At 73.3% G+C, this 21,659-nt stretch carries 23 protein-coding genes; 10 read left to right on the forward strand and 13 right to left on the reverse strand.

The genetic code is table 11. The features are described 5' to 3' along the window. Positions 1-20 precede the first annotated feature (20 nt). Together AC3EN4_RS04390 and AC3EN4_RS04395 are read right to left on the reverse strand one after the other, a co-directional pair. Positions 21-413: a cupin domain-containing protein gene (locus AC3EN4_RS04390; protein ID WP_422738538.1), complete on the reverse strand. Its 393-nt coding sequence runs from the start codon at positions 411-413 to the stop codon at positions 21-23. 246 nt (positions 414-659) lie between these two features. Beyond that, the gene (locus AC3EN4_RS04395) at positions 660-1,553 is read right to left on the reverse strand and encodes a sulfotransferase domain-containing protein (RefSeq protein WP_435204623.1); all 894 of its coding nucleotides are present in this window, start codon (positions 1,551-1,553) and stop codon (positions 660-662) included. A 92-nt stretch (positions 1,554-1,645) separates the two neighbouring features. Here AC3EN4_RS04395 and AC3EN4_RS04400 point away from each other — a divergent pair, with 92 nt between their 5' ends. Continuing rightward, a complete protein-coding gene (locus AC3EN4_RS04400) occupies positions 1,646-2,716 on the forward strand; it encodes a beta family protein (protein WP_435204624.1) in 1,071 nt (356 codons plus the stop codon). Between the two features lie 6 nt (positions 2,717-2,722). Here the strand turns inward: AC3EN4_RS04400 and AC3EN4_RS04405 are convergent, their stop codons facing one another. Next, positions 2,723-3,004 (reverse strand): adhesin, encoded by a 282-nt coding sequence (locus AC3EN4_RS04405; protein ID WP_355051907.1) that lies wholly within the window; start codon positions 3,002-3,004, stop codon positions 2,723-2,725. 275 nt (positions 3,005-3,279) lie between these two features. Between AC3EN4_RS04405 and AC3EN4_RS04410 the strand changes: the two genes are divergently transcribed. Together AC3EN4_RS04410 and dacB are read left to right on the forward strand one after the other, a co-directional pair. Beyond that, complete coding sequence (locus AC3EN4_RS04410) at positions 3,280-4,014, forward strand: MIP/aquaporin family protein (protein WP_422738534.1); 735 nt, start codon at positions 3,280-3,282, stop codon at positions 4,012-4,014. 51 nt (positions 4,015-4,065) lie between these two features. Continuing rightward, on the forward strand, positions 4,066-5,649 hold the full coding sequence (gene dacB, locus AC3EN4_RS04415) for a D-alanyl-D-alanine carboxypeptidase/D-alanyl-D-alanine endopeptidase (protein ID WP_435204626.1): 1,584 nt from the start codon (positions 4,066-4,068) through the stop codon (positions 5,647-5,649). Between the two features lie 13 nt (positions 5,650-5,662). Here the strand turns inward: dacB and AC3EN4_RS04420 are convergent, their stop codons facing one another. The 3 genes from AC3EN4_RS04420 to AC3EN4_RS04430 all read right to left on the reverse strand — a co-directional run bounded on the left by AC3EN4_RS04420 (position 5,663) and on the right by AC3EN4_RS04430 (position 7,776). Further along, positions 5,663-5,968 (reverse strand): hypothetical protein, encoded by a 306-nt coding sequence (locus AC3EN4_RS04420; protein WP_435204627.1) that lies wholly within the window; start codon positions 5,966-5,968, stop codon positions 5,663-5,665. A gap of 86 nt (positions 5,969-6,054) precedes the next feature. After that, positions 6,055-7,017: a hypothetical protein gene (locus tag AC3EN4_RS04425; protein ID WP_435204628.1), complete on the reverse strand. Its 963-nt coding sequence runs from the start codon at positions 7,015-7,017 to the stop codon at positions 6,055-6,057. Positions 7,018-7,182: 165 nt separating this feature from the next. Next, entirely contained in the window at positions 7,183-7,776 is a 594-nt protein-coding gene (locus AC3EN4_RS04430) for a pentapeptide repeat-containing protein (protein ID WP_435204629.1), read from the reverse strand. A gap of 84 nt (positions 7,777-7,860) precedes the next feature. Between AC3EN4_RS04430 and AC3EN4_RS04435 the strand changes: the two genes are divergently transcribed. Both AC3EN4_RS04435 and AC3EN4_RS04440 read left to right on the forward strand, forming a co-directional pair. Next, entirely contained in the window at positions 7,861-9,093 is a 1,233-nt protein-coding gene (locus AC3EN4_RS04435) for a serine hydrolase domain-containing protein (protein ID WP_435204630.1), read from the forward strand. A 53-nt stretch (positions 9,094-9,146) separates the two neighbouring features. Then, positions 9,147-9,788: an NAD(P)-dependent oxidoreductase gene (locus AC3EN4_RS04440; protein WP_435204631.1), complete on the forward strand. Its 642-nt coding sequence runs from the start codon at positions 9,147-9,149 to the stop codon at positions 9,786-9,788. 502 nt (positions 9,789-10,290) lie between these two features. Here the strand turns inward: AC3EN4_RS04440 and AC3EN4_RS04445 are convergent. Together AC3EN4_RS04445 and AC3EN4_RS04450 are read right to left on the reverse strand one after the other, a co-directional pair. After that, positions 10,291-10,755, reverse strand: a complete 465-nt coding sequence (locus AC3EN4_RS04445) for a PPOX class F420-dependent oxidoreductase (RefSeq protein WP_422738526.1) — start codon at positions 10,753-10,755, stop codon at positions 10,291-10,293. A 49-nt stretch (positions 10,756-10,804) separates the two neighbouring features. Beyond that, a complete protein-coding gene (locus tag AC3EN4_RS04450) occupies positions 10,805-11,443 on the reverse strand; it encodes a DUF6642 family protein (protein ID WP_422738525.1) in 639 nt (212 codons plus the stop codon). A gap of 306 nt (positions 11,444-11,749) precedes the next feature. Here AC3EN4_RS04450 and AC3EN4_RS04455 point away from each other — a divergent pair, with 306 nt between their 5' ends. Continuing rightward, positions 11,750-12,538 carry a D-Ala-D-Ala carboxypeptidase family metallohydrolase gene (locus AC3EN4_RS04455; RefSeq protein ID WP_435204632.1) on the forward strand — a complete coding sequence of 263 codons (789 nt, stop codon included), beginning with the start codon at positions 11,750-11,752 and terminating at the stop codon, positions 12,536-12,538. Between the two features lie 103 nt (positions 12,539-12,641). On the opposite strand, the gene AC3EN4_RS04460 is transcribed toward AC3EN4_RS04455, so the two are convergent. The 3 genes from AC3EN4_RS04460 to AC3EN4_RS04470 all read right to left on the reverse strand — a co-directional run bounded on the left by AC3EN4_RS04460 (position 12,642) and on the right by AC3EN4_RS04470 (position 15,220). Continuing rightward, entirely contained in the window at positions 12,642-13,133 is a 492-nt protein-coding gene (locus AC3EN4_RS04460; RefSeq protein WP_435204633.1) for a hypothetical protein, read from the reverse strand. Between the two features lie 144 nt (positions 13,134-13,277). Further along, complete coding sequence (locus tag AC3EN4_RS04465; RefSeq protein WP_435204857.1) at positions 13,278-13,988, reverse strand: response regulator; 711 nt, start codon at positions 13,986-13,988, stop codon at positions 13,278-13,280. Next, positions 13,967-15,220 carry a sensor histidine kinase gene (locus AC3EN4_RS04470; RefSeq protein ID WP_435204634.1) on the reverse strand — a complete coding sequence of 418 codons (1,254 nt, stop codon included), beginning with the start codon at positions 15,218-15,220 and terminating at the stop codon, positions 13,967-13,969. The genes AC3EN4_RS04465 and AC3EN4_RS04470 overlap by 22 nt, the downstream gene beginning before the upstream one ends. A 132-nt stretch (positions 15,221-15,352) precedes the next feature. Between AC3EN4_RS04470 and AC3EN4_RS04475 the strand changes: the two genes are divergently transcribed. The 4 genes from AC3EN4_RS04475 to AC3EN4_RS04490 are packed head-to-tail and all read left to right on the forward strand — an operon-like array spanning position 15,353 to position 18,378. Then, positions 15,353-16,249: an ABC transporter ATP-binding protein gene (locus AC3EN4_RS04475; RefSeq protein ID WP_435204635.1), complete on the forward strand. Its 897-nt coding sequence runs from the start codon at positions 15,353-15,355 to the stop codon at positions 16,247-16,249. Continuing rightward, entirely contained in the window at positions 16,246-17,043 is a 798-nt protein-coding gene (locus tag AC3EN4_RS04480) for an ABC transporter permease (protein ID WP_435204636.1), read from the forward strand. Before AC3EN4_RS04475 ends, AC3EN4_RS04480 begins: the two co-directional genes overlap by 4 nt. 2 nt (positions 17,044-17,045) lie before the next feature. Continuing rightward, positions 17,046-17,783, forward strand: a complete 738-nt coding sequence (locus AC3EN4_RS04485) for a YqeB family protein (protein ID WP_435204637.1) — start codon at positions 17,046-17,048, stop codon at positions 17,781-17,783. A 31-nt stretch (positions 17,784-17,814) separates the two neighbouring features. Further along, complete coding sequence (locus AC3EN4_RS04490) at positions 17,815-18,378, forward strand: SOUL family heme-binding protein (protein ID WP_435204638.1); 564 nt, start codon at positions 17,815-17,817, stop codon at positions 18,376-18,378. A gap of 29 nt (positions 18,379-18,407) precedes the next feature. Here AC3EN4_RS04490 and AC3EN4_RS04495 read toward each other — a convergent pair whose 3' ends face one another. Both AC3EN4_RS04495 and AC3EN4_RS04500 read right to left on the reverse strand, forming a co-directional pair. Continuing rightward, positions 18,408-20,837: an ABC transporter permease gene (locus AC3EN4_RS04495; protein WP_435204639.1), complete on the reverse strand. Its 2,430-nt coding sequence runs from the start codon at positions 20,835-20,837 to the stop codon at positions 18,408-18,410. Beyond that, positions 20,834-21,586, reverse strand: a complete 753-nt coding sequence (locus AC3EN4_RS04500) for an ABC transporter ATP-binding protein (RefSeq protein WP_435204640.1) — start codon at positions 21,584-21,586, stop codon at positions 20,834-20,836. Before AC3EN4_RS04500 ends, AC3EN4_RS04495 begins: the two co-directional genes overlap by 4 nt. Positions 21,587-21,659 lie beyond the last annotated feature (73 nt).

Raw genomic sequence — 21,659 nt, forward strand, 5'->3', positions numbered from 1 at the left:
CCCGGTTCAGGCCGCCGGCGTCACGCGGTCGGCGGCTCGTCCTCGCCGGCCTCCTCGGCCCGGTCGGCCTCCTCCTTGGTGTGGTGCACCGCCTGGTCGGCGTGCTCGGGAGGGCCGTAGACGGTGTAGAGCACCAGCGGGTTCGGGCCGGTGTTGACGAAGTTGTGCTTCGTGCCGGACGGCACGACGACCAGGTCACCCGCGACGACCTCACGCTTCGCACCGGCGACCCGGGCCTCGCCCGTTCCGCTGACGAAGGTCAGGATCTGGTCGATGCCCTCGTGCACCTCCTCGCCGATCTCACCGCCCGGCGGAATCGTCATGATCACCAACTGGGTGTGCTCGCCGGTCCACAGCACCCGCCGGAAGTCGGGGCTCTTCTCGGCAACGGTCGCGATCGTGAAATGCTCCATGGCCCGCTCATACCCCGTTCGGTCCCGCGTCACGCCGGGACTGGCAGATGGTGGAATTCCCCACGCTCGGCAGGTTTGAGTCCGCTCCGACCGGGGATCGACAACGCTGACCGGCGCGGACGGCCGGTCGAGCCAGGTCCCCACTGGCGTACCGCCGAACGGCTGCGATGGTGGGAGACGGCCAGAGCGCGGCGACGTTGCGACCACCGGTCGGAGCGGCGCCGCGCGCTCGTTCTCCCGTCCGCCTCAGGCGTCGCGGTGCAGCCAGGCGAGCAGATCCGGTGGGGCCAGCGTCCGCGCCCGCTGCTCGTAGCGCTCCAGGGCGGCCGCGTCCAGCAGGTCACGGCCCTGCCCCGAGCCGCCGCGCCGGAAGAACGCCCGGCGGTCCCGCAACACCCCGAGGGTGTCCGGGGCGAGCTGGTCGGCGCGCTCCCGCATCCGGTCGAACGTGGCCGCCTCGACCAACGCGGGCCAGCGCCCGGCGGGCACCTCGACACCCCAGCGGTCGGCCAGCAGTCGCATCTGCGCGCCCAGGTCGGCCCGGAGATCGTCGTAGTGCACCAGCGTGACGTTCGGTTCGTGCCGGCGGTCCCAGGCGTCCCGCAGGTGCCAGAACACCCCGGGCAGGGAGTCCAACTCGGCGCGCGGGTCCACCTCGTGGTCGACCCAGCTCGGCAGCCACTGCCCGAGCACCGGACGAACGCGCGGCGGCCCCGCCGGCGCCGGCTGGCCGGTCAGCTCCGCGACCCGGGTCCGGTCGAGGTTGCCCGCCTGGTGGTAGAGGGAGACGGCCATGTCCAGTGGATGCCGCGCCACCACCACGTAGTGCGCCCGGGGATCGAGCGGTACCCCGTCCAGCGGGGTGTGCGTCTTGATGAACCGGCGGTGCGGCTGCGCGGCCAACCGCTCGTACACCACGTCCCGCGGCTCGCCCAACCAGTCCAGCCAGGGCGACAACTCGGACAGTGTCGCCGGCAGCTCGGGAGTCCCCAGCACCAGCAACGCGCAGATCATCTGCATCCAGGTGGTGCCGCTCTTGGAACGGGTGCTGATCACGATGTCGCCGGCCCGGAACGGAAAGCCGACCCAGCGGGCGCTGTCCTCGTCGGTGGAGCGGTAACGGTACGGCGGCGCGGACATCGGGCGAGCGTAGTCGCCGAACCGACAGCCGGACAGCAGATTTTCGGTACCAGAAAGTGGGTAGGCATGCGAATGCCTGACTAGATTGAAGTATGGTGCCCGCCCACGGGGGCCGGGCAGTGGCGCCGGTCTACCGCCCCATCCTCGCCAGCCGCCGACGCGGCGAGCTGGAAGCCCTCACCCACCTCGATCCCGCGACCGCCCCGCTCGTCGCGCCGATCCTGGAGGTCGACACCGTCGACCGGTCCACGATGGACGGTCTGCGGCGACTACCGGTCGGCCTGCTGCCGGCCATCGACGTGAGCGCCCTGCCCGACTCGATCGACACGGAGCTGGTCCGGTGGGGCGTACCGCTGATGCCCGTCATCGGCCTCGCGGAGAGTGAGCGGCGGCTCGTCGCGCACGGCGCAGCGGCCCGGGCGTACGGCCGGCGGGCGCTGGTCCGGGTGCGGACCGCGCACGACCGGGCGGGCCCGGACGCGGACACGACCGCTGTCGAGCGGATCTGGCGGTACACCGGCCTCGCGCCGGAGGAGTGCCATCTGCTGGTGGACGCGGGTGACGTCTGCTGCCCGGCGGACGTGCGGGTGGCGGAACCCCGGGTACGACGGCTGCTGGACTGGGCCCGTCGCCACGCCTGGCGGTCGGCGACGGTGGCGGCGGGCGGTATGCCGCCGACGCTGTCCCGGCTACCCACCGACGAGCCGGTACGGCTGGAACGCTGGGACTGGCAGCTCTGGCAGCGACTGGCCGACGTCGGGGTCGACTACGGCGACTACGGCGTCGGCTCGGCGCTGCCCGACTCGGGCGACCCCGGTGACCGGCTACCCACGGTCCGGTACACCGCCGACGACGGCTGGTGGGTCTACCGCTGGTCGCGCCGGGGCGGCCGGGGCGACGACCGCTTCGCCGACCTGTGCCGGACGCTGGTGGCGGCGCCGCACTTCTCGAGCGTCGGGGCGGCGTTGTCCTGGGGGGACCACGAGTTGCTGCGCCGTGCCCGCCGAGGGGCCGGGGCCGGGTCCGCCGCGAACTGGACGGCGTGGAGCACGTCGCACCATCTGGCGCACGTGCTCGCCGCACTGCTGCGGCCCGACGACCCCGGCCGGTCGGGGTGGGACGCCCGGCCGGGACCGCCGCAGCGGGGTCGATCGCCCCGGTGAGAACCCCTACTGCTTCTCGGTGAAGCCGAACTGGATGATGCCCTCGTCGTCGACGGTGGCGTCCACCGAGGCGTCACCGAGCAGTTCGGCGGCGTCCGGGTCGAGGAAGATCCGCGCCCCCTGGTTGTCGACGACCTGGTCGCCCTGCTCCGGCTCGGGCACCAGCTCGACGGTGAGCGATCCGGCGTCGGTGTCGGCGGCGATCCGCACGCCACCGTCCTGGGCCACGTCCTGCTGGTTGGCGAGGTCACGGATGACGAGCACGGCGTTGTCGGTCATGGTGAGCATCGGTGGAACTCCTCGTGGTTTCTCGGCTCGCGGTCGGTAGTCGCGCAGACCGGGAGATCGGCCCGCGTACGAGCACGCGTGGGAGGCGACGGGAGGGAACGGACGGTCATCGCCGTCGCATCGAATCGGGGCAGCTGACGGGCCCCTTCCCTGCCCACGGTGCCCGCCGCCGCGCGATCCGTCAAATAGAGCGGGATCAGTCCAGCACCCGCTCCAGCCCTGGTCACGGCCTTCATTTGCCCACCAATGAGCGGAACTATCCTTACGCTGAGTAAATGATGGATGACGCCCGTCGCGCCGCCGCCGAATTCCTCGGCACGCTGCTGCTGGTCTTCTTCGGTGTGGGTGCCGCCGTCGCCGCGCGCGTCCAGGGCGGCGTGGTGGTCGTCGCCTTGGCCTTCGGGTTCGTCCTGCTGGCGCTCGTCTACACGATCGGCCCGCTCTCCGGCAGTCACGTCAACCCGGCGGTGACGCTGGGCGTCCTGCTCTCCGGAAAGATCTCGGTGCTCGGCGCTGTCGCCTACTGGATCGCGCAGTTCGCCGGGGCGACGGTGGCCGGTTTCCTGCTCTGGGCGCTGACCCGCTGGGGTGACGTCGTGGACCAGACCGGGGCGCTGGGCTCGAACGGGTACGGCGCGCACATCAACCGGGGTGGTGCGGCCGTGCTGGAGATCGTGCTGACCTTCCTGTTCGTCCTGGTCGTCCTCGTCGTGACCAGCCGCAGCGAGAACCCCGGCATCGCCGGCGTGGCGATCGGGCTGGCCCTGGCCACCACCCAACTCGTCGGCCTGACGCTGACCGGCGCGGCGGTCAACCCGGCCCGCGCCTTCGGTCCGGCCGTCTTCGAGGGCGGCACGGCGCTGCGCCAACTCTGGGTGTTCATCGTCTTTCCACTGCTCGGCGGGGCACTCGCCGCGTTGGTGGCGCCGCTGGTGATGGGCGGGCAACGGCACTACTGGGGCGGCCACGAGCGAGCGCTCGGCCGACCGGGACATCGCGAAGGGCAATAACCTTCGTCCGCGCCTCTTTTCCGGCGATTACCTTCATGGCAGCATCGGCGCATGCATCGTCGTCTCTTTCCACGCGCCGTCGCGCTGCTCGCGTTGGTCGCCACCGTGGCCACCGTCGGCGCGTCCGGTGCCACCGCCGAGTCGCCCACCCCCGCGACCACCCGGCTGCGCGCCACCATCGACGCGATCCTCGCCGACAGTCGGCTCGCCGGCGCACAGACGTCGGTGGTCGTCGTCGACACCAGCACCGGGGAGACCCTCTACGACCGCAACGGCGAACGGCGGCTCGTCCCCGCCTCCAACACCAAGTTGCTGACCTCGACCGCCGCCCTGGGACTGCTCGGTCCCGGCCACCACTTCCGCACCGACGTGCAGAGCACCGGCGCGCGCCGCGCCGGGCTGCTCGCCGGCAGTCTCTACCTGCGCGGCGGCGGCGATCCGACCATGCTCGCGGCCGACTACGACGCGCTCGCCGCGCAGGTCGCCGCAACCGGCGTCCGGGTCGTCACCGGCAACCTGGTCGCCGACGACACCCGCTACGACCGTACCCGGCTGGGACCCGACTGGACGTGGGACGACGAGCCCTACTACTACGCCGCGCAGGTCTCCGCGCTGACCGTCGCCCCGGACACCGACTACGACGCGGGCACCGTGATCGTGCACGCCGCGCCGGCCGACCGGGCCGGCGCCCCGCCGGTGGTCACCACCACGCCGCCCACCGGCTACCTCCGCGTCGACAACCGCGCCGAGACGGTCAGCGCGGGCGAGACCTCGATCTCCATCGAGCGCGAGCACGGCAGCAACGCGATCGTGGTGACCGGACAGATCGCCGTCGGCGACGAACCCGCCAGCGACTGGGTGACCGTCTGGGAGCCCACCGGCCTCGCCGCCGAGGTGTTCCGGGCGGCGCTGCACCGGCACGGCGTACGGGTGCTCGGCCGGACCGTGCTCGGTCAGCCCACCCCGACGACGGCCCACCCGGTGGCCAGCCACGAATCGATGAGCCTGGGCGAGCTGATGACGCCGTTCCTGAAGCTCTCCAACAACGGGCACGCCGAGGTCCTGACCAAGGAGATCGGCCGGGTGCTCTCCGGCACCGGCACCTGGTCCGCCGGTCTCACCGCCATCAGCGAGTACGTCGCCGACACCGGAATGGACACCGGAACGTTGCGCCAACGCGACGGGTCGGGCCTGTCCCGCCGCAACCTGGTGCCGGCGGCGGAGTTCGTCGACCTGCTGACCGCCGTACGCGCCCAACCCTGGTTCGCCACCTGGTACGAGGCACTGCCCGTCGCGGGGCAACCGGAGCGGTTCGTCGGTGGCACGCTACGCAGCCGGATGGCCGGCACCCCGGCAGCGGGCAACGTCCACGCCAAGACCGGCAGCCTGACCGGCGTATCGGGGCTGTCCGGCTACGTCACCAGCGCGGACGGCCACCTGCTGGCGTTCTCCATCCTGCTCAACAACTACCTGACGGCGTCGGTCAAGACGCTGGAGGACCAGATCGCGGTGACGCTGGCCGGGCACCACGAGGACGGCGCGAGCACGGCTCGGGTCGCCGCGCCCGAGGTGCCCCAGGCTCCGCGTACGCCGGAGGGCGTCGAATGTTCCTGGGTCAAGCCGATCACCTGCTGACAACGGGACCCGGTCAGGCCGGACGCTTCGGTGTGGGTGGCACCGCCGCCGGGTCGCCGCGTTCGATGAGCGCGGCGATCTCGGCGGCGTGCAGCCCGCGGAGCGTCAACACCCGGGTACCCCAGCGGTGCAGCCGGCACGGGTGCGGGCTGGCGTCGTTGCGACAGACCACCCCACCGGACCAGCGCCGGGGCGCGTGCACCACCACCGCGCGGACCGCGAACTGGGCGTCCTCGCCCGTCACGTACGGCGGCAGGGGAATGTCGCGGAGCACCTCCGGGTCGTCGACGCCGGGGGAAACGGCGGTACCGCTGCTCATCTGCGCTGCCTCCACAGTGGAAGGTGGACGGGGACAGCAGAAAGTTACGTCGCCGGCGACGCAGGGCGACGGACAAACTGTCCCGCTCAGCGCAGCGCGACAGCCTGGAGGCCGACGTTGCCGCAGTGCTCGGTGAAGACCTTCTCGACCGTCCAGGTCACCACCAGCCGGGCGTCCTTCGGCGCCGCGAAGCGGATGACGAACTGGGCGCTCTGGCTGGTGTACGGATCCTCCAGGCGCAGGGTGCTGACCGGCCCACCGGTGGACAACCGCACGTCGAGCCGACCCCGCGCCATCCAGATACCGGCGTAGACCTGGACGGTGCGCGGCGCCCCGCTGCCGGCGACCGTCAGGCTGAACCCGTTGCCCACGCCGCAGGTGTAGACCCCGTCGGAGCTGCCCCGGTCCCACCGGTCGGGCGCGCCGTCGGACCAGCGGACGACCTCCTGGTTGCCGTCCCAGCCGATCCGGCGGCCCTTGCCGCCCCCGTCGACGATCTCCCCGGAGCCGGCGCTCTTGCGGACCGTCGAGTTGCCGCCACGCAGCCCCCAGTGCATCCAGTCCCGGGTGCCCACGGCGGTCAGGTCGACCTCGGCGGGTACCTCGGCGCGGGTCACCGACAGCAGCGGCGCGGACGGCTTCGCCGTCTCGGCGGCGGGCGGGCTCGTCGACGGGCTCGGGTCGGGCGAGGGCGGCCGCTGCCGAGGCCGTAGACCCGGCAGCGCCGGGCCGGCCTCGCTGGTCCGTCCGTCCGCGCCCGGCAGGCCGGTCGGGCGGGCCGCGCCGGCGGGCACACCACCCGAGCCGCCGATCGTCCCGTCACCCGAATCCGGGCCGGACCGGGTGCCGAGGTACGCGACGAGCACCACCAGACAGACGACCGCGCCGACTCCTTCCAGCGCCCAGAGCCGCCGTTGGCGGGAGCGGGCGAGCCGGCGCAGCGCTCGGTGGTTCAGGCCGGCGACGGATCGCGGCCGGTGCGACGCCGGTCGAGCTGCCGGCTCGTCCCCGGCCCGCGAACCATCCCGCGTACGGTCCTCGTCCGCCACCGACTCCTCCACGTTGCCGCCCGACCGCCACCGCACATGACGGATCGACCGTCCACTGTGGGTCGTTCACGATTGCACCGGCGTGGTCGACACGCTAAATCGGGACAGCATGGCGTGTCCAGTCCGGATCGGGACGGTATGGGACAGCGGTTGGCCGACCGGGAGTCAGCCGATCCGGAAGCCGAGCGCCTGTGCGATGACGAGCGCCTGCTCGGCGTCCACGAGCGCGCCGGCCCGCTCGACCGAGGTCGGGTCCAGCGCGGTGAGATCACTGCGCCGCAGGTCGGCGCCACCGAGGCGGCAGCGCTGAAGCTGCGCTCCGGAGAGGTCGACGCCGGTCACGGTGGCCCCGGTGAGGTTAGCGCCGGTCAGGTCGACCTCGCGCATCCGCACGTCGGTCAGCCGGACGGCGCGCAGGTCCGCGCCGGGCAGCGCGACGAACGACCAGTCTCCGCCGTCGACACGCAACGGGCGCAGCTCGCACTGGACGAAGGTGCTGCCCACCAGCTTGCAGCCGGTGAACTCGGCCTCGAAAAAGTTGCAGCGGGTGAAGACACAGCGGGTGAACGCCGAGTCGAGGTGCCGGGACGCGTTGAACCGCACGTTGCCGAAGGTGCAGCCGGTGAAGACCGCGCCCCGGGTGATCGCCTCGGTCAGGTCCACGTCGAAGAACTCGCAGGCCACGAAGTGACGGTCGGCCAGCTCCTCGCCGTACCAGTCCTCGTCGCGGAAGGTCACGTCCTCGGTCGACTCCGGCATTCGGCCAGGTTAGTGCCGGCGACCGACACCACCGGGGAGCCGCCCCCTTCCGATGGCGGCGTACCGGCGAGTAGTTTCGGCGGCGTGAGTGTGGCGCGGAGCAAGGACCCCGACGAGATCGGCTTCGACCCGGCGCGGCTGGCCCGGATCGACGAACACTTCGGCAGGTACGTCGACGCCGGCCGGCTTGCCGGCTGGCAGGTGGTCGTCACCCGCCGCGGCGAGGTGGCGCACTCCTCGACGTACGGCCTGCGGGACCGGGAGTCGGGTGCGCCGGTCGAGGCGGACACGCTCTGGCGCATCTACTCGATGACCAAGCCGGTCACCTCGGTCGCGGCGATGATGCTGTGGGAGGAGGGCCGCTTCGAGCTGACCGACGAGATCAGCCGCTGGCTGCCCGAGTTCGCCGACATGCGGGTCTACTCGAAGGGCTCGACGCTCAAGCCGTACACGGTGCCGGCGACCGAGCCGATCCGGGTCTGGCACCTGCTCACCCACACGGCCGGCCTGACGTACGGCTTCATGCAGACGTCGGTGGTCGACGGGCTCTACCGGGCCGCCGGCTACGACCTGTACCCGCCCGCGGACGTCGACCTGGCCACCGCCTGCGCGGCCTTCGGCGAACTGCCGCTGCTGTTCCAGCCCGGCTCGGCCTGGGGTTACTCGGTCGCCACGGACGTGCTCGGTCGGCTGGTCGAGGTGGTCTCCGGACAGAGCCTCGACGCCTTCTTCGCCGACCGGATCTTCACCCCGCTGGGCATGACGGACACCCGCTGGTGGGTCGAGGGCGACGAGGCCGAGCGGCTGGCCGCGCTGTACGCGCCGGACCCGCGCAGCGGGCAGGCCGTCCGCTACGACCACCTCGGCGCCCTCGCGCACCACAAGCCCGGCCTGCTCTCCGGCGGCGGTGGGCTGATCTCCAGCGCCGCCGACTACCACCGCTTCACCCAGCTGCTGCTGCGCGGCGGCGAGTTGGACGGCGTACGTCTGCTCGGACCGCGCACGGTCCGTTTCATGGCCCGCAACCACCTGCCCGGCGGGCAGGACCTGGGGACCCTGTCCACCGGCGGCTTCGCCGAGAGCACCCTGGACGGGGTCGGCTTCGGCCTCGGCTTCGCGGTCGTCGAGGACCCGATCCCGAGCCGGGTGCCGAGCAGCGTCGGCGAGTATTACTGGGGCGGGGTGGCCAGCACCGCCTTCTGGGTGGACCCGACCGAGGAGATCACCGCGCTGCTGTTCACCCAGCTCCTGCCGTCGAGCACCTACCCACTCCGCTCCCAGCTGCGCCAACTCGTCTACGCCGCCCTGGTCGACTGACCGGGATCGCCGTTTGACCGGCGGGCGAGGGGCCCGGTCCCTAGCCTGGGCTGGTGAGCACCATCGTCGTTTTTGGCGCGGGCGGCACCGCCGGGTCGCGGGTCGTCGCCGAGGCCGCCGACCGGGGGCACCGGGTGATCGCCGCGGTCCGTCGGCCGGAGGCGACCTCGTACCTGCCGGACGGGGTGCGCACGGTCACCGGCGACGCCACCAGCGAACGCAGCGTCCGGGAGTTGGCACCGGACGCGGACGCGCTGGTGGTGGCCATCGGTGGCGGCGAGCGCGGACTCTGGCGCTCGGCCGCCGAGACCCTGGTGACCACCCTGCGGTCCCTGCCGGCCGCGCCCCGGATCATCCACCTGGGTGGCGGGTCCACCCTGCTCACCCCACGCGGCACCCGCTTCCTCGACGAGCCGGACTTCCCCGAGCAGTACCGGGACTCCGCGCTCGGCCAGGCCGACGCGCTGGAGTACTACCGCAGCTCCGCAGACGGGGTGCGCTGGACGTACGTCTCGCCGCCGCCGTTGGAGTTCCACCCCGGCGACCGCACCGGGCACTACCGCACGGGCACCGACGAGCCGGTCACCGACGACCAGGGCCGGTCGGTGCTCACCTACGAGGATCTGGCGGTCGCGATCGTCGACGAGATCGAGCAGCCCCGGTACGTCAACACCCGCTTCACCGCCGCCTACTGACGGGCGGGTCGGTCGGCGGCCAGGCGGTCGGCGGTCGGCCCCTGTCGAGCTGCTCCAAATATGGGGCAGACGCCGCGAGGCCGGAGAGGACTTTCGCGGGCAACAGCACGGCACCCGTGCACCGGCACTCGCCGCATCCGCATCCGCATCCGCACCGGCACTCGCCGCATCCGCACCGGCACTCGCCGCATCCGCATCCGCACCGGCACTCGCCGCATCCGCACCGGCACTCGCCGCATCCGCATCCGCACCGGCACCCGCGTCCGCCCGCATCCGGGCGGATCGCACGGCACCGTCGTCGCCCGCCCCACATCCGGGGCAGCTCGACAGGACGCCACCCCCACACCGCGAACCCACACCACCGTCGCCCGCCCCACACCCGAACCCCAGCACCGTCGCCCGCCCCACACCCGAACCCCAGCACCGTCGCCCGCCCCACATTTGGGGCAGCTCGACAGCGCACCTGCCTGGCCAGGGCGGGCGGACTGAGCGGAGTGCGCGGTCAGTCGGCGAGGCGGGCCGGGAAGCCTCCGGTGGCGATCGGACCCCAGGCGTCGATGGTGACCCGGATCAGCGACTTGCCCTGGCGCACCATCGCCGCCCGGTAGTCGTCCCAGTCCGGGTGCTCGCCGGAGATGCTCCGGAAGTACTCGACCAGCGGCTCCAGCGCCTCGGGCAGGTCCAGCACCTCGGCGGTGCCGTCGAGCTGCACCCAGGGGCCGTTCCAGTCGTCGGAGAGTACGCACGCCGAGACCCGGGGGTCACGGCGGATGTTGGTCACCTTCGCCCGCTCGGGGTACGTGGACACCACCAGCCGGCCCTCGCCGTCGATGCCGGCGGAGACCGGGGACGACTGCGGCCGGCCGTCGGCCCGGGTGGTCATCAGCACGACCCGGTGTCGCGGCCGGAGGAAGTCGAGCAGGGTGTCCCGGTCGACCCGGGTGTTCTTCGCAATGCTGCGCGCCATCACCCGTTCCTACCAGGCCGGCGGCGGGTCCGCGGGCGGTGGGGGTCGATCACCGGGGATCGGCGGCGGCGCGGTGCACCGCCTGGGCGGGCACGCGGGGCCGGCCGGCCGGCCGCCACGCCCGGCCGTTGGCATAGATGACCCGGAAGCCGAGGTACGCGGCCAGTGGCGCCCAGTGCGCCGAGCCCATCCGCAGTTCGGCGGCGTTGTGCCGCTGCCCGTTGGCCAGCACGTCGAGCAGGACGGTTTCGAATGCGGCCGATTCGACCCAGTCCACGTCCCGGGTGAAACCGCAGATCAGGGCCGCTCCGGTGACTTCCAGGAACTCGCGCAGCACCGCGTCCGACGCGCGCAGCACCGAGCAGCTGCCGAAATAGAGACGCCGCCCCTCGCAGCGGCCGGCCATCAACTCGGCCACCTCGTTCAACTCCACCGACTGCCAGTCGGTGAGGCAGAGCCGGCTCGGCTCGCCGTGCATGGCGAAGAAGCCGACGCGGTGGTCGGCGTACTGCTTCAGCAGCCAGCGGTCCAGGAAGTAGAACAACTCGTCGCGGGTGGCCGCGTCCTTGTGGATGAAGCGGATCTTGCCGAGCCGCTCCAGCAGTTCGAGGGTGGGCAGCACGGAGCCGCGCTCGTTGAGGTCACGGTGCCACTGACCCTCGACACAGAAGACGCCACCGCGTGCCACCCGCACCTCCGCCAGTCCGCCGCCCGGGGCTGACGTTACCGGCCCTCCGGCGGCGAGCAACATCACCCTGGGTGCTGCCGAATGCGACGTTCGGTGCGGTTCCCGCGCTCTCGGGGCGATCGGGGGGAATGGCTGTTTCGCAAATCAGCCGAATTCACAGGCGGTGCCCAGGAACAGGGCGAATCGTGAGGACAATTCTCGTTATTGCCGCCAAGCGCACTGATCAGTGCGATGGTGGAAATCGCGGGACGTCCCGGTCGATGTCCCAAAGCCACCCCAATCGCTCTCCTATCGGGAGGACTTTCTGTGCGCGTAAACACCTTGAAGCGAGTTGCTGTCGCTTTCGCCCTGGCCTTGCCCGGGGCAGCGATCGCGTCGGTGGTCGCCGCGCCGGCAGCGTACGCGGACGGCTGCTACACCTGGAACCGCAACCTGTACCAGGGGCGCTCGGGCGACGACGTCCGTCAGTTGCAGATCCGAGTCGCCGGCTGGGCCGGCTACCGGGACATCGTGGAGAACGACGGCCGCTACGGACCAAAGACCGCCGCCGCGGTGAAGCGGTTCCAGCAGGCGTACGGGCTGCGCGCCGACGGCGTCGCCGGCCCGCAGACGTACGCCAAGCTGTACCAACTCCAGGACAACGACTGCACGCCCGCACATTTCAGCTACACCGAGCTGGACAACGGGTGCGGCGGCAGCGGCTGGAGCGGCGGCCCACTGTCGGCGGCGCAGACCAAGCAGAACGCGCTGCGCACCATGTGGAAGTTGGAGGCGTTGCGCAAGAGCCTCGGCGACAAGCCGCTGAACGTGACCAGCGGTTTCCGTAGCCGGGCCTGCAACAACCAGGTGGGCGGGGCGTCGGACAGCCAGCACCTGTACGGCAACGCGGCCGATGTCACCTCACGGACGTCGTCGCTGTGCACGGTGGCCCGGGACGCCCGCAACCGCGGCTTCAGCGGGATCTACGGGCCGGGCTACCCCGACCACGACGACCACGTGCACGTCGACTCGCGCCGCGAGAACAACAGCGACCGCAGCTTGAACACGACGAGCTGGTCCGCTCCGGACTGCGGGATCGGCGCCGGCAACGACTGAACCGGCCGGTGGGCGTGACGTCGGCCCGACGCGGGTGGGGAAACCTCCGCGTCGGGCCGACGTCGTGTCGCCCCGGGCAGAGCGGGCCGTGGGGTGACGCCGCTCAGCTCGCCCGGGGCCAGCGCGGCGCGGTGACACCGGGGCTCACCGGCCGGCCGGAAGGCGCGGGTCGTACCCCGGTGGGGGTGGCCCGCGCGGCCTGGTGTCGCCCGGGCAGCCCGGCCCGGCCAGGCGCCGGCGCCGGATATCCGGGGGTGGTGGCCGGTCGCGCGCCGGCGGGGCGCGCGGACGACGGCCCGGTCGCGGTGAACGGGAAGGGCACGTGCACGAACGGGTTGCCGTGCCGGATCAGCGCCTCGATCTGCCGCTCGTTGAGACCGTGCTCCGTCAGCACCCGACGCCCCCAGCGGTGCAGCCGGCACGGGTAGGACGCGCCGTCGTTACGGCACAGCGGCCCGGTCGGCCACTCCTCGGCGGTGTGGACGACCACCGCCCGGACCGCGAGCCGGACATCCTCGGGGGTCAGTGGCGCCGGCACCGGCACCTCACCCAGCACCTGGTCGATGGGATCCGTCGACTGCTCACCAACACGCACGGCAGGCCTCCCGCAGCTCGGCAGCGGTACGGCGGACCCACCGCACCGACATCCTCGGGCAGTGGTACGGCCGGAGTCGGACGAAGGTTCAATTCCGGTACGCGGTAAGCAGATCCTCCGGCGACAGCACGCCGACGGTCGGGCTCAGACGAGGTCGGCGTCGTGCACGAGCAGGGCGACCTGGACCCGGTTGTTGAGGTCGAGTCGGCTCAGCAGCCGGGAGACGTACGCCTTCACCGTCGCCACGCTCATGAACAGCTCCCCCGCGATCTCCGCGTTGGTGCGGCCCCGACCCAGCGCGATGGCGACCTGCCGTTCCCGCTCGCTGAGCGCGGCGAGCAGGCGCAGCGCCCGTTCGCGTCGCGGGTCGGGACCGGACGGGCCCGGGGTGGCGGCGGTCACGTGGTTGATCAACGTGCGGGTCACCGACGGGGAGAGCATCGTCTCGCCGGCGGCGACCCGGCGTACGGCGTGCACGATGTCGGCCGGCGGGGTGTCCTTGAGCAGGAATCCGGCCGCGCCGGCGCGCAGGGCCCGCAACACCTGCTCGTCGGCGTCGAAGGTGGTCAGCACCAGCACCTCGGGCGGGTCCGGTTGCGCGCGCAGCGCCTCGGTGGCGGCCAGCCCGTCCACCCGGGGCATCCGGATGTCCATCAGCACCACGTCCGGGGCGTACGCGGCGACCGCCGCGGGCACCTCGCCCCCGTCGGCGGCCTCGCCCACCACCCGCAGGTCCGGCAGGCCGCCGAGGATCATCGAGAGCCCCGCCCGGACCAGCGCGTCGTCGTCCACGATCAGCACCCGCACCGGCGCCGGCCCGCCGCCGGGAGTGGTCACGCCGGCCACGGCAGCCAGGCCGCCAGCCGGAAGTCACCGGTGTCGTCCCGACCGTAGGCGAGTCGACCGCCGGCCAGGGTGACCCGTTCGCTGATGCCCACCAGACCGGTGCCCGCGCCCGGGAGCGTGCCGCCGGCCGGGACGCCGACCGGCCACCGGTTGGCGATCGCCACGGTCAGACCGGTACCCGGACCACCGGTCACGTCCACGGTGACGGCCGCGCCGGCCGCGTGCTTGCGGGCGTTGGTCAACCCCTCCTGGACGATCCGGTAGGCCGCCCGGCCCAGCGCCGCCGGCACCTCCTCCGACCGGGCCACACTGTCGCTGACGTTGACCCGCACACCGGCCGTCCGCGACTCGTCGATCAGGGCCGGCAGGTCGGCGAGGGTGGGCTGCGGCGGTTCGGGCGCGTCGCCGGAGTCGTCGCCCTCGGCCCGGAGCACCCCGATGACCGCCCGCAGGTCCTGCAGGGCGGCGTGGGCGCTGCCCCGGATCACCCCGGCGGCGCGGGCCACCTCCTCGGCGGGCGCGTCCGGGCGGAACTCCAGCGCGCCCGCGTGCAGGCTGAGCAGGGAGATCCGGTGGGCCAGCACGTCGTGCATCTCCCGTGCGATGCGGGTGCGTTCGAGGTGGCGGGCCTGGGCGACCCGCAGCTGCTGCTCGGCCTCGGCCCGCTCGGCGCGTTCGCGCAGCGAGACGATCAACTGTCGCCGGGCCCGGACGAACATCCCCCAGGCCAGCACGGCCAGGGTGATCACCACGCCCCAGGTGGCGGTGAGCCAGTACGGCATCACCGGGTCCGGCCGGAACCAGCTGAACAGCAGATTGGTGAGCAGGCCGAGACCGGTCACCGCCACCGCGACGGCGGTGCGGCGGTGCACCACGACGGTGAAGTACACGATCAGCAGCGGGATCGCGGAGGCCATCGAGAACGTGCTCAACGGCAGGGTGGCCAGCGCCAGCCCGAGCGGCCACCGGCGGCGCAGCCAGAGCAGACCGCAGCAGACCAGCCCGATCAGGGCGTCGGCACCCACCATCCAGTCGTGCGGTAGCGGGACGGCCGCCTCCGGAGTGGGCGAAAGGCCGTCGGCGGTGGCGAACAGCACCCAGAGCAGGCTGATCAGGAACGCCAGGCTGTCCACCACCCAGTCGCGGGTGGTGCGCCGCGGACGGGCGCGCTCGGGCTCCGCCGGCACCACCAGCTCCCCCGGCAGCAGCCAGGGGTGCTCGGGGACGGCGATGCTGGTCACGCGCCCATGCTAGGCAGCAACAGGCGTCGACAACCAGCTACCAAAGTCTCGACCCGAGCGTCGACCAAGGTCGACGCGACGCCGACCGGCGGCCGCAGCGGATGGCCGGGCGGCGGCGGCAGGCTCGACCGCATGATCACCGTGGAGAACCTCACCAAACGGTACGGGCCGCACCCGGCGGTGGACGACGTGTCGTTCCAGTGCGAGCCGGGCACCGTCACCGGCTTCCTCGGGCCCAACGGCGCCGGCAAGTCGACCACCATGCGCATGATCTGCGGGCTGACCACACCGACCGCCGGTCGCGCCACCGTCGCCGGGCACCTCTACCGGGAGCTGCCCAACCCGGGGCGGGAGGTCGGGGTGCTGCTGGACGCCTCCGCCCAGCACGCGGGTCGCACGGGCCGCGAGGCATTGACGCTGTCCGCGTACACCATGGGTTTGGACAAGCGCGAGGTCGCCGCGAAGCTCGACCTGGTCGGGTTGAACGCGGTGGCCGCGAAGCGTCGGGTACGGGCGTACTCGCTGGGCATGCGCCAGCGGCTCGGCCTGGCGCATGCGCTGCTCGGTGACCCCCGGGTGTTGATCCTCGACGAGCCGGCGAACGGCCTGGACCCGGAGGGGATCTTCTGGATGCGCGGGCTGCTGCGCGACTTCGCCGACCGGGGCGGCACGGTGCTGCTCTCCTCCCACCTGCTGCGCGAGGTGGAGGCGGTCGCGGACCGGCTGGTGGTGATCGGGGGTGGCCGGATCGTGGCCCAGGGCGGCAAGGACGAGTTGCTGGCCGGCGGCGGCACGGTGGTGCGGGCCCGCGACGACGCGGCGCTGCGCCGCGCGTTGGACGCGGCTCGCCTGACCGCCACCGACAGCGCCGACGGCCTGCTCGTGCAGGCCGACGCCGAGACCGTCGGCCAGGCCGCGGCCGACGCCGGCGTCGCGCTGGCCGAGCTGCGCGCAGCCGGCAGCGGCGGCCTGGAACAGCTCTTCCTCACCCTGACCGCCGGCGAATCCACCAGGGAGGCCGTCCGATGACCACCACCACCGCACCCGCCGCCGGCACCGTCGCCCCCCGGCGCCAATCCGGGGTACGCCGACCGTCACTGCTCCGACTCACCGCCGTCGAGCTGCGCAAGCTCGTCGACACCCGGGCCGGACGTTGGATGCTGATCACCATCGGTCTGATCGTCGTCGCGGTCGTCACCCTCCTGCTGATCTACGCCGAGGACGCCGAGCAGACCTTCTTCACGTTCTTCGTCACCTCGCTGCTACCGGTCAACGTGCTGCTGCCGGTGCTGGGCATCCTGTCGATCACCAGCGAGTGGTCCCAACGCACCGCCCTCACCACGTACGCGCTGGTACCCCGCCGGGAGCGGGTGGTGACCGCGAAGCTGCTCGCGGTGGTGCTGGCCGCGCTCGCCTCCCTGCTGGTCACCGTGGCCGTCGCGGCCGTCGGGACGCTCGTCGCGTCAGCCACGGGCGGTGCGGGCACCTGGCAGGTCGACGCGACGCTGATCCTGAACGGGGCGCTCGTCCAGGTGACCGGAGTGCTGATGGGTGCCGCCTTCGGTCTGCTGCTGCTGAACCCGCCGCTGGCGATCGTCGGCTACCTGCTGCTGCCGACCCTCTGGTCGGTGCTCGGCGGGATGGTCCGGCCGCTGCGCGGTCCGGCCGAGTGGCTGGACACCAGCCGGACCATGGAGCCGCTGTTCGGCAACGATGCGCTCACCGGCGAACAGTGGGGACGGCTGGCGGTGTCCCTGCTGGTCTGGATGGTCCTTCCGCTGGCCGCCGGACTGGTCCGTACGCTGCGCCGCGAGGTGTCCTGACCATGGACACCGCCGGCTACCGTCCCCGCACCACCGTCAGCGGCGGCCCGCTGGAACTGGCGGTCCTCTGGGGTGGCTTCCCGCTGCTCGGCGCGGGGGCGGGCTGGCTCCTCGCCGCGTCGACGGGGTGGCTGACCCGGTTGTCCTGGGTGCCGTTCGGCGACCTGATCCGCTGGTTGGACCGGCTGCCGGAGCCGCAGGCGACCCTCGGCGCGGTGGCCGTGGGCGTCCTGGGCGGCCTGGTCGTCGCCGGGGTCGGCACGGCCGAACGGCTGATCGTCACCGTGGACTCCACGCAGGTCCGGCTGCGCCGCGCCGACCAGGTCCGCACCGTCGCACGGGCCGACACCAGGGTCGCCTTCCTGACCGACAAGCACCTGGTGCTGCTCGACGGCGACGGCGCGGAACTCGTCCGGGAGTCGACCGACCTGCCGGCGACCCACCTGGCGGCGGCGTTCCGCGCGCACGGCTGGGCCTGGACGGACGACGACCCGCACCGCGCGGCGTACCGGCTGTGGGTGCCCGACCTGCCCGGCCTGCCGGTCGGCGCGGACGCGCTGCTGCGTGCCCGCGAGCGGGCACTCGAACGGGACCGCCGCGACGACGCGCGGGAGCTGCGCCGGGAACTCGGCCGGCTCGGCGTGGTGCTGCGCGACGAGGGCCGCCGCCAGTACTGGCGGACCGTCGCCGGGCAGGCGGGACGGCCGACTTCGGCCGAGCGGGAGCCGGAGGGGCGGTAGCGTCAGTCCCAGGAGATCCTGGGAGCGCGCGATGACCGAGCAGCAGCCGTACCGGACGGTGTCCCGACACCCCGGCTTCGAGCTGCGCCGCTATCCGGCCCACCTGGTGGCCGAGATGCGGGTCCAGGCGTCGTTCACCCGGGCGCCGATGGAGGCGTTCCGACCGCTGGCCGCGTACGTCGGGGGCGCCAACCGGGCCCGGCAGCCGGTCGGCTCGGCGGTGCCGGCGACGTCGACGGCTGACGGCGCGACGAAGATCCCGATGACGTTGCCGGTCGTCCAGGTCGAGGGTGAGCGGCCGGGCGCGTACCTGATCCAGTTCGTCCTGCCGGCCACCGTCACCGCCGCGACGGTGCCCGAGCCGGTGGACGCCCGGGTGCGGATCCACGAGGTCGCGGCCGAACTGGCGGCGGCGATGCGGTTCTCCGGCCGGTGGACGGAGCGGGCGTTCGGCCAGCGGGCCACCATGCTCGGCCGCGCGGTGACCGCCGCTGGGCTGCAACCCGCCGGGGCGATCCGGTACGCGCGCTTCGACCCACCGTGGAAACCGTGGTTCCTGCGCCGCAACGAGGTCGTGCTGCCGGTCGCGGAGTGACCGGGTCGCGAGACCGATCCTGGGTCCGGTCATGCGACCACGCCGAGCGGGGACCGACCTGGGCCGCGCCGCAGTGACCGCCACGTCGGCAGGACGCTGGCGAGCACGGCCAGCAGCAGGCACAGCCCCACCACCGCGCCGACGACCGTCCACGGCACCACCAGGTCGACCGGGGCCCCGACCTGCTCGGCGAGGCCGGCCCGGATGCCGAGCAGGCCGACGAACGCGACCGCGCCACCGAGCAGCGCGCCGATCAGCACCACCAGCGTGGATTCCGCCGTGACGAGCCAGACGACCTGCCGTCGGGTGGCCCCGGCCAGCCGGATCAGCCGCAGGTCCGCGGCCCGACCGGCGGCGGCCAGCACCAACGTGTTGGCGACCGCGATCGCCCCGTATCCGGCGGACACCCCGATCAGCAGAACCGTGAACAGCCAGACCAGGCGGTCCTCGGCGGCGTCCGCCTCGGCCGCCCAGGTGGCCACGTCGACGACCCGCGCGCCGACGGGCGGTGCGATCCGGTCCCGGACGTACACCGTGGACGTCAGGGCAGAGGGGTCGTGCGTCCGCACCACCGCCCGGGGCAGCAGCAGGTCACCGGGGAGCGAGTCGTCGGTGACCACGGCGACGACGCGCAACGGCACCGTCGTCCCGTCGGCGAAGACCACCTCGTACGGCGCGGACGGGCGCAGGTTCGTCGCGGCGGTGACCACCACCGTGTCGTCGCCCCGCAGGTCGTCAAGCGAGCCGGCGACGACGGTGAGCACCTTGTTCGCGGCGGCGAAGCCCGCCGGGTCCACCCCGAGCGCGGTGAGTGGACGGTTCGCCGGCAACGCCGCCCCGGGGTCGGTGCGGTAGACGGTGGTCGGCAGGAGGGCGGTGCCGCCGGTCTCGGCGACCGCCGCGTCCGACAGGCCGGGCCCCGAGTCGGGCAGCACGATCCAGCCGGCGTTCACGTTGTCCGCCCGACCTGCCGCGTACGCGGCGCTGGTGGTCCGCACCATCCCGGACACCAGCACCGCGAACGCGACCGTGAGCAGCACCGGCGCGGCGATGGCGGCGGTCCGTCGGGTGGCGGTCAACGCGGCGCCCCGGACCAGCATCCCGATGGCGCCCCCGCGCAGCCGCACCGGGGAACGCAGGAGCCGTACGACCGGTCCGACCACCGCCGGCGCGAGCACGGTGGCGCCGGCCACCAGGGCCATCACCGCGTACAGGGCGTACTGTGCGGCGATCCGGGCCTGGTCGGCGGTCGCCGTGCCGATGCTGAGCGCGACTCCCGTCGTCACGAGCAGCGCCCCGGTGACGACCCGCGCCCGCCCGATCGGCCGCTGCTCCCCCGCTGCCTCGCGCAACGCCTCCAACGGGCGGACCCGGGCCGCCCGGCGGGACGCCGACCAGACGGCCAGCAGCGCGATCGCCGGCCCGGCGACGAGCGAGACCGCGACCGGCCAGAGCTGGTAGCGCACCGCGTACGTCACCGGCTCCAGACCGGCGTCGACCAGCAGACCGGCCACCACCGGGGCGAGCGCCGCGCCGACGAGCAGACCGACGACTCCGCCCGCCGACCCGACGACGAGAGCCTCGGCGTAGACCATGCGGCGGACCTGGCGTCCGGTGGCGCCCACCGCGCGCAGCAGGCCGAGTTCGCGGCGGCGCTGCCCGACGGTGAACGCGAACGTGGAGGCGACCACGAACACGGTGACGAAGCCGGCGAGGGCCGCCGTGGCGGTGAGCACCTGCATGCCGATCCATCGACTGCGGGCGTCACCGCGAGGCTCCAGCGCGCCGCGCTCGTCGCCGGTCAACACGCGCCCGTCGCCGCCGACGACGCCCCGGGCCGCCACGGCGACCTCCGACGGATCGGCGTCGGACGAGAGCAGCAGACCGATCGCCCGGACGCCGGGGGCCAGCTCGGCCGCGACCTCGTCCGCGACGTGGACGCCGGGCGCGTCGACCAGACCGCTCACGGTGTACGGCCGCGGTCCCGAGGCGGTGAGCACGGTGACCGACGCGCCGGTCGGCAGCCCGAGCGCACGGTCGAGGACCACCTCGTCGGCCCTGCGGGGCGGCTCGCCGGTCGTGGGACGCAGTCCACCGAGCTGGGCGCTGGACCAGCCGTGCCCCTGGTGGGCGTCCTCGCGGCGACTGTCGACCGCCGGGGGACGGTCGTCGACGAGCGGCTGGGCGTAGAAGGTCCGGTCCGGTACCGCCGCCGTCACGCCCGGCAGGGCGGCCAGCCGGGTGACGAGGGTCGCCGTCACGGTCGCCGACCAGGGGCGGGTGGGCACGAACGAGTCGGCGGCGGCGCCCGCCTCCGGGCTCTGCACCACGACGGCCGCCCGCGCCAGGCGGTTCGGCACCTGGGAACGCCCGGAGGCGAGCAGCAGGGTGGCCGCCGCGACCAGCGAGACCCCGATGGCGACGGCCACGAACGCGCTGGCCGAACGCCGGATGCTCACCACGACGGCTCCCCGGCGGTCTCCCGCTCGGCGATCCGGGCCGCGACCGCAGCGGCCGTGATCCCGTCGGTCATCTCGTCGACCACGCGCCCGTCGGCGAGCAGCAGCACCCGGTCGGCGTACGCGGCGGCGGTGGGATCGTGGGTCACCAGCACCACGGTCTGCCCGTGGTCGTCGACAAGCGCGCGCAGCAGTCGCAGCACCTGCCGGGACGCCGCGCTGTCGAGCGCCCCGGTGGGCTCGTCGGCGAAGAGCACCGCCGGACGGGTGAGCAGGGCCCGCGCCACGGCGACGCGCTGCTGCTCGCCACCGGACAGCTCGCCCGGCCGGTGCCCGGCCCGGTCGGCGAGGCCGACGGCGTCGAGCGCGGCGGCGACGTCCCGGGCCGGTGGACGGCGACCGGCGAGGCGTGCCGGCAACTCGACGTTCTGCGCGGCGGTCAGTGTGGACACCAGGTTGAACGCCTGGAACACGAAGCCGATCCGGTCCCGCCGCAGTCGGGTCAGCTCGTCCTCGCCGAGGTCGTTCAGGCGGACGCCGGCAATGGTGACGACACCCTCGGTCGGACTGTCCAGCCCCGCCGCGCAGTGCAGCAGGGTGGACTTTCCCGAGCCGGAGGGTCCCATCACCGCCGTGAACGTGCCGCTCGCGAAGCTGGTCGTCACGCCGTCCAGCGCCGTCACCGGCTGCCGGCCGGAAGCGCCGTACACCGCGCGTAACCCGGTCAGGGTCACCGTGTCTGTGGTCATGACCGTCACGGTGCCGGCTCCGGCAGGCGTCGCGCGTCGTGCCAGCGCCGACACTTTCGGGCCCGCCGGTGGG

This window comes from Micromonospora sp. bgisy143 (assembly GCF_057708145.1).

Bases quoted from the DNA above. Each gene is read 5' to 3' on its own strand.
- AC3EN4_RS04445 (WP_422738526.1), bottom strand. From the start codon at position 10,755: ATGGCGCGCAGCATTGCGAAGAACACCCGGGTCGACCGGGACACCCTG.
- AC3EN4_RS04500 (WP_435204640.1), bottom strand. From the start codon at position 21,586: ATGACCACAGACACGGTGACCCTGACCGGGTTACGCGCGGTGTACGGC.
- AC3EN4_RS04405 (WP_355051907.1), bottom strand. From the start codon at position 3,004: ATGCTCACCATGACCGACAACGCCGTGCTCGTCATCCGTGACCTCGCC.
- AC3EN4_RS04395 (WP_435204623.1), bottom strand. From the start codon at position 1,553: ATGTCCGCGCCGCCGTACCGTTACCGCTCCACCGACGAGGACAGCGCC.
- AC3EN4_RS04490 (WP_435204638.1), top strand. From the start codon at position 17,815: ATGACCGAGCAGCAGCCGTACCGGACGGTGTCCCGACACCCCGGCTTC.
- AC3EN4_RS04485 (WP_435204637.1), top strand. From the start codon at position 17,046: ATGGACACCGCCGGCTACCGTCCCCGCACCACCGTCAGCGGCGGCCCG.
- AC3EN4_RS04475 (WP_435204635.1), top strand. From the start codon at position 15,353: ATGATCACCGTGGAGAACCTCACCAAACGGTACGGGCCGCACCCGGCG.
- AC3EN4_RS04410 (WP_422738534.1), top strand. From the start codon at position 3,280: ATGATGGATGACGCCCGTCGCGCCGCCGCCGAATTCCTCGGCACGCTG.
- AC3EN4_RS04390 (WP_422738538.1), bottom strand. From the start codon at position 413: ATGGAGCATTTCACGATCGCGACCGTTGCCGAGAAGAGCCCCGACTTC.
- AC3EN4_RS04480 (WP_435204636.1), top strand. From the start codon at position 16,246: ATGACCACCACCACCGCACCCGCCGCCGGCACCGTCGCCCCCCGGCGC.
- dacB (WP_435204626.1), top strand. From the start codon at position 4,066: ATGCATCGTCGTCTCTTTCCACGCGCCGTCGCGCTGCTCGCGTTGGTC.
- AC3EN4_RS04400 (WP_435204624.1), top strand. From the start codon at position 1,646: ATGGTGCCCGCCCACGGGGGCCGGGCAGTGGCGCCGGTCTACCGCCCC.
- AC3EN4_RS04430 (WP_435204629.1), bottom strand. From the start codon at position 7,776: ATGCCGGAGTCGACCGAGGACGTGACCTTCCGCGACGAGGACTGGTAC.
- AC3EN4_RS04420 (WP_435204627.1), bottom strand. From the start codon at position 5,968: ATGAGCAGCGGTACCGCCGTTTCCCCCGGCGTCGACGACCCGGAGGTG.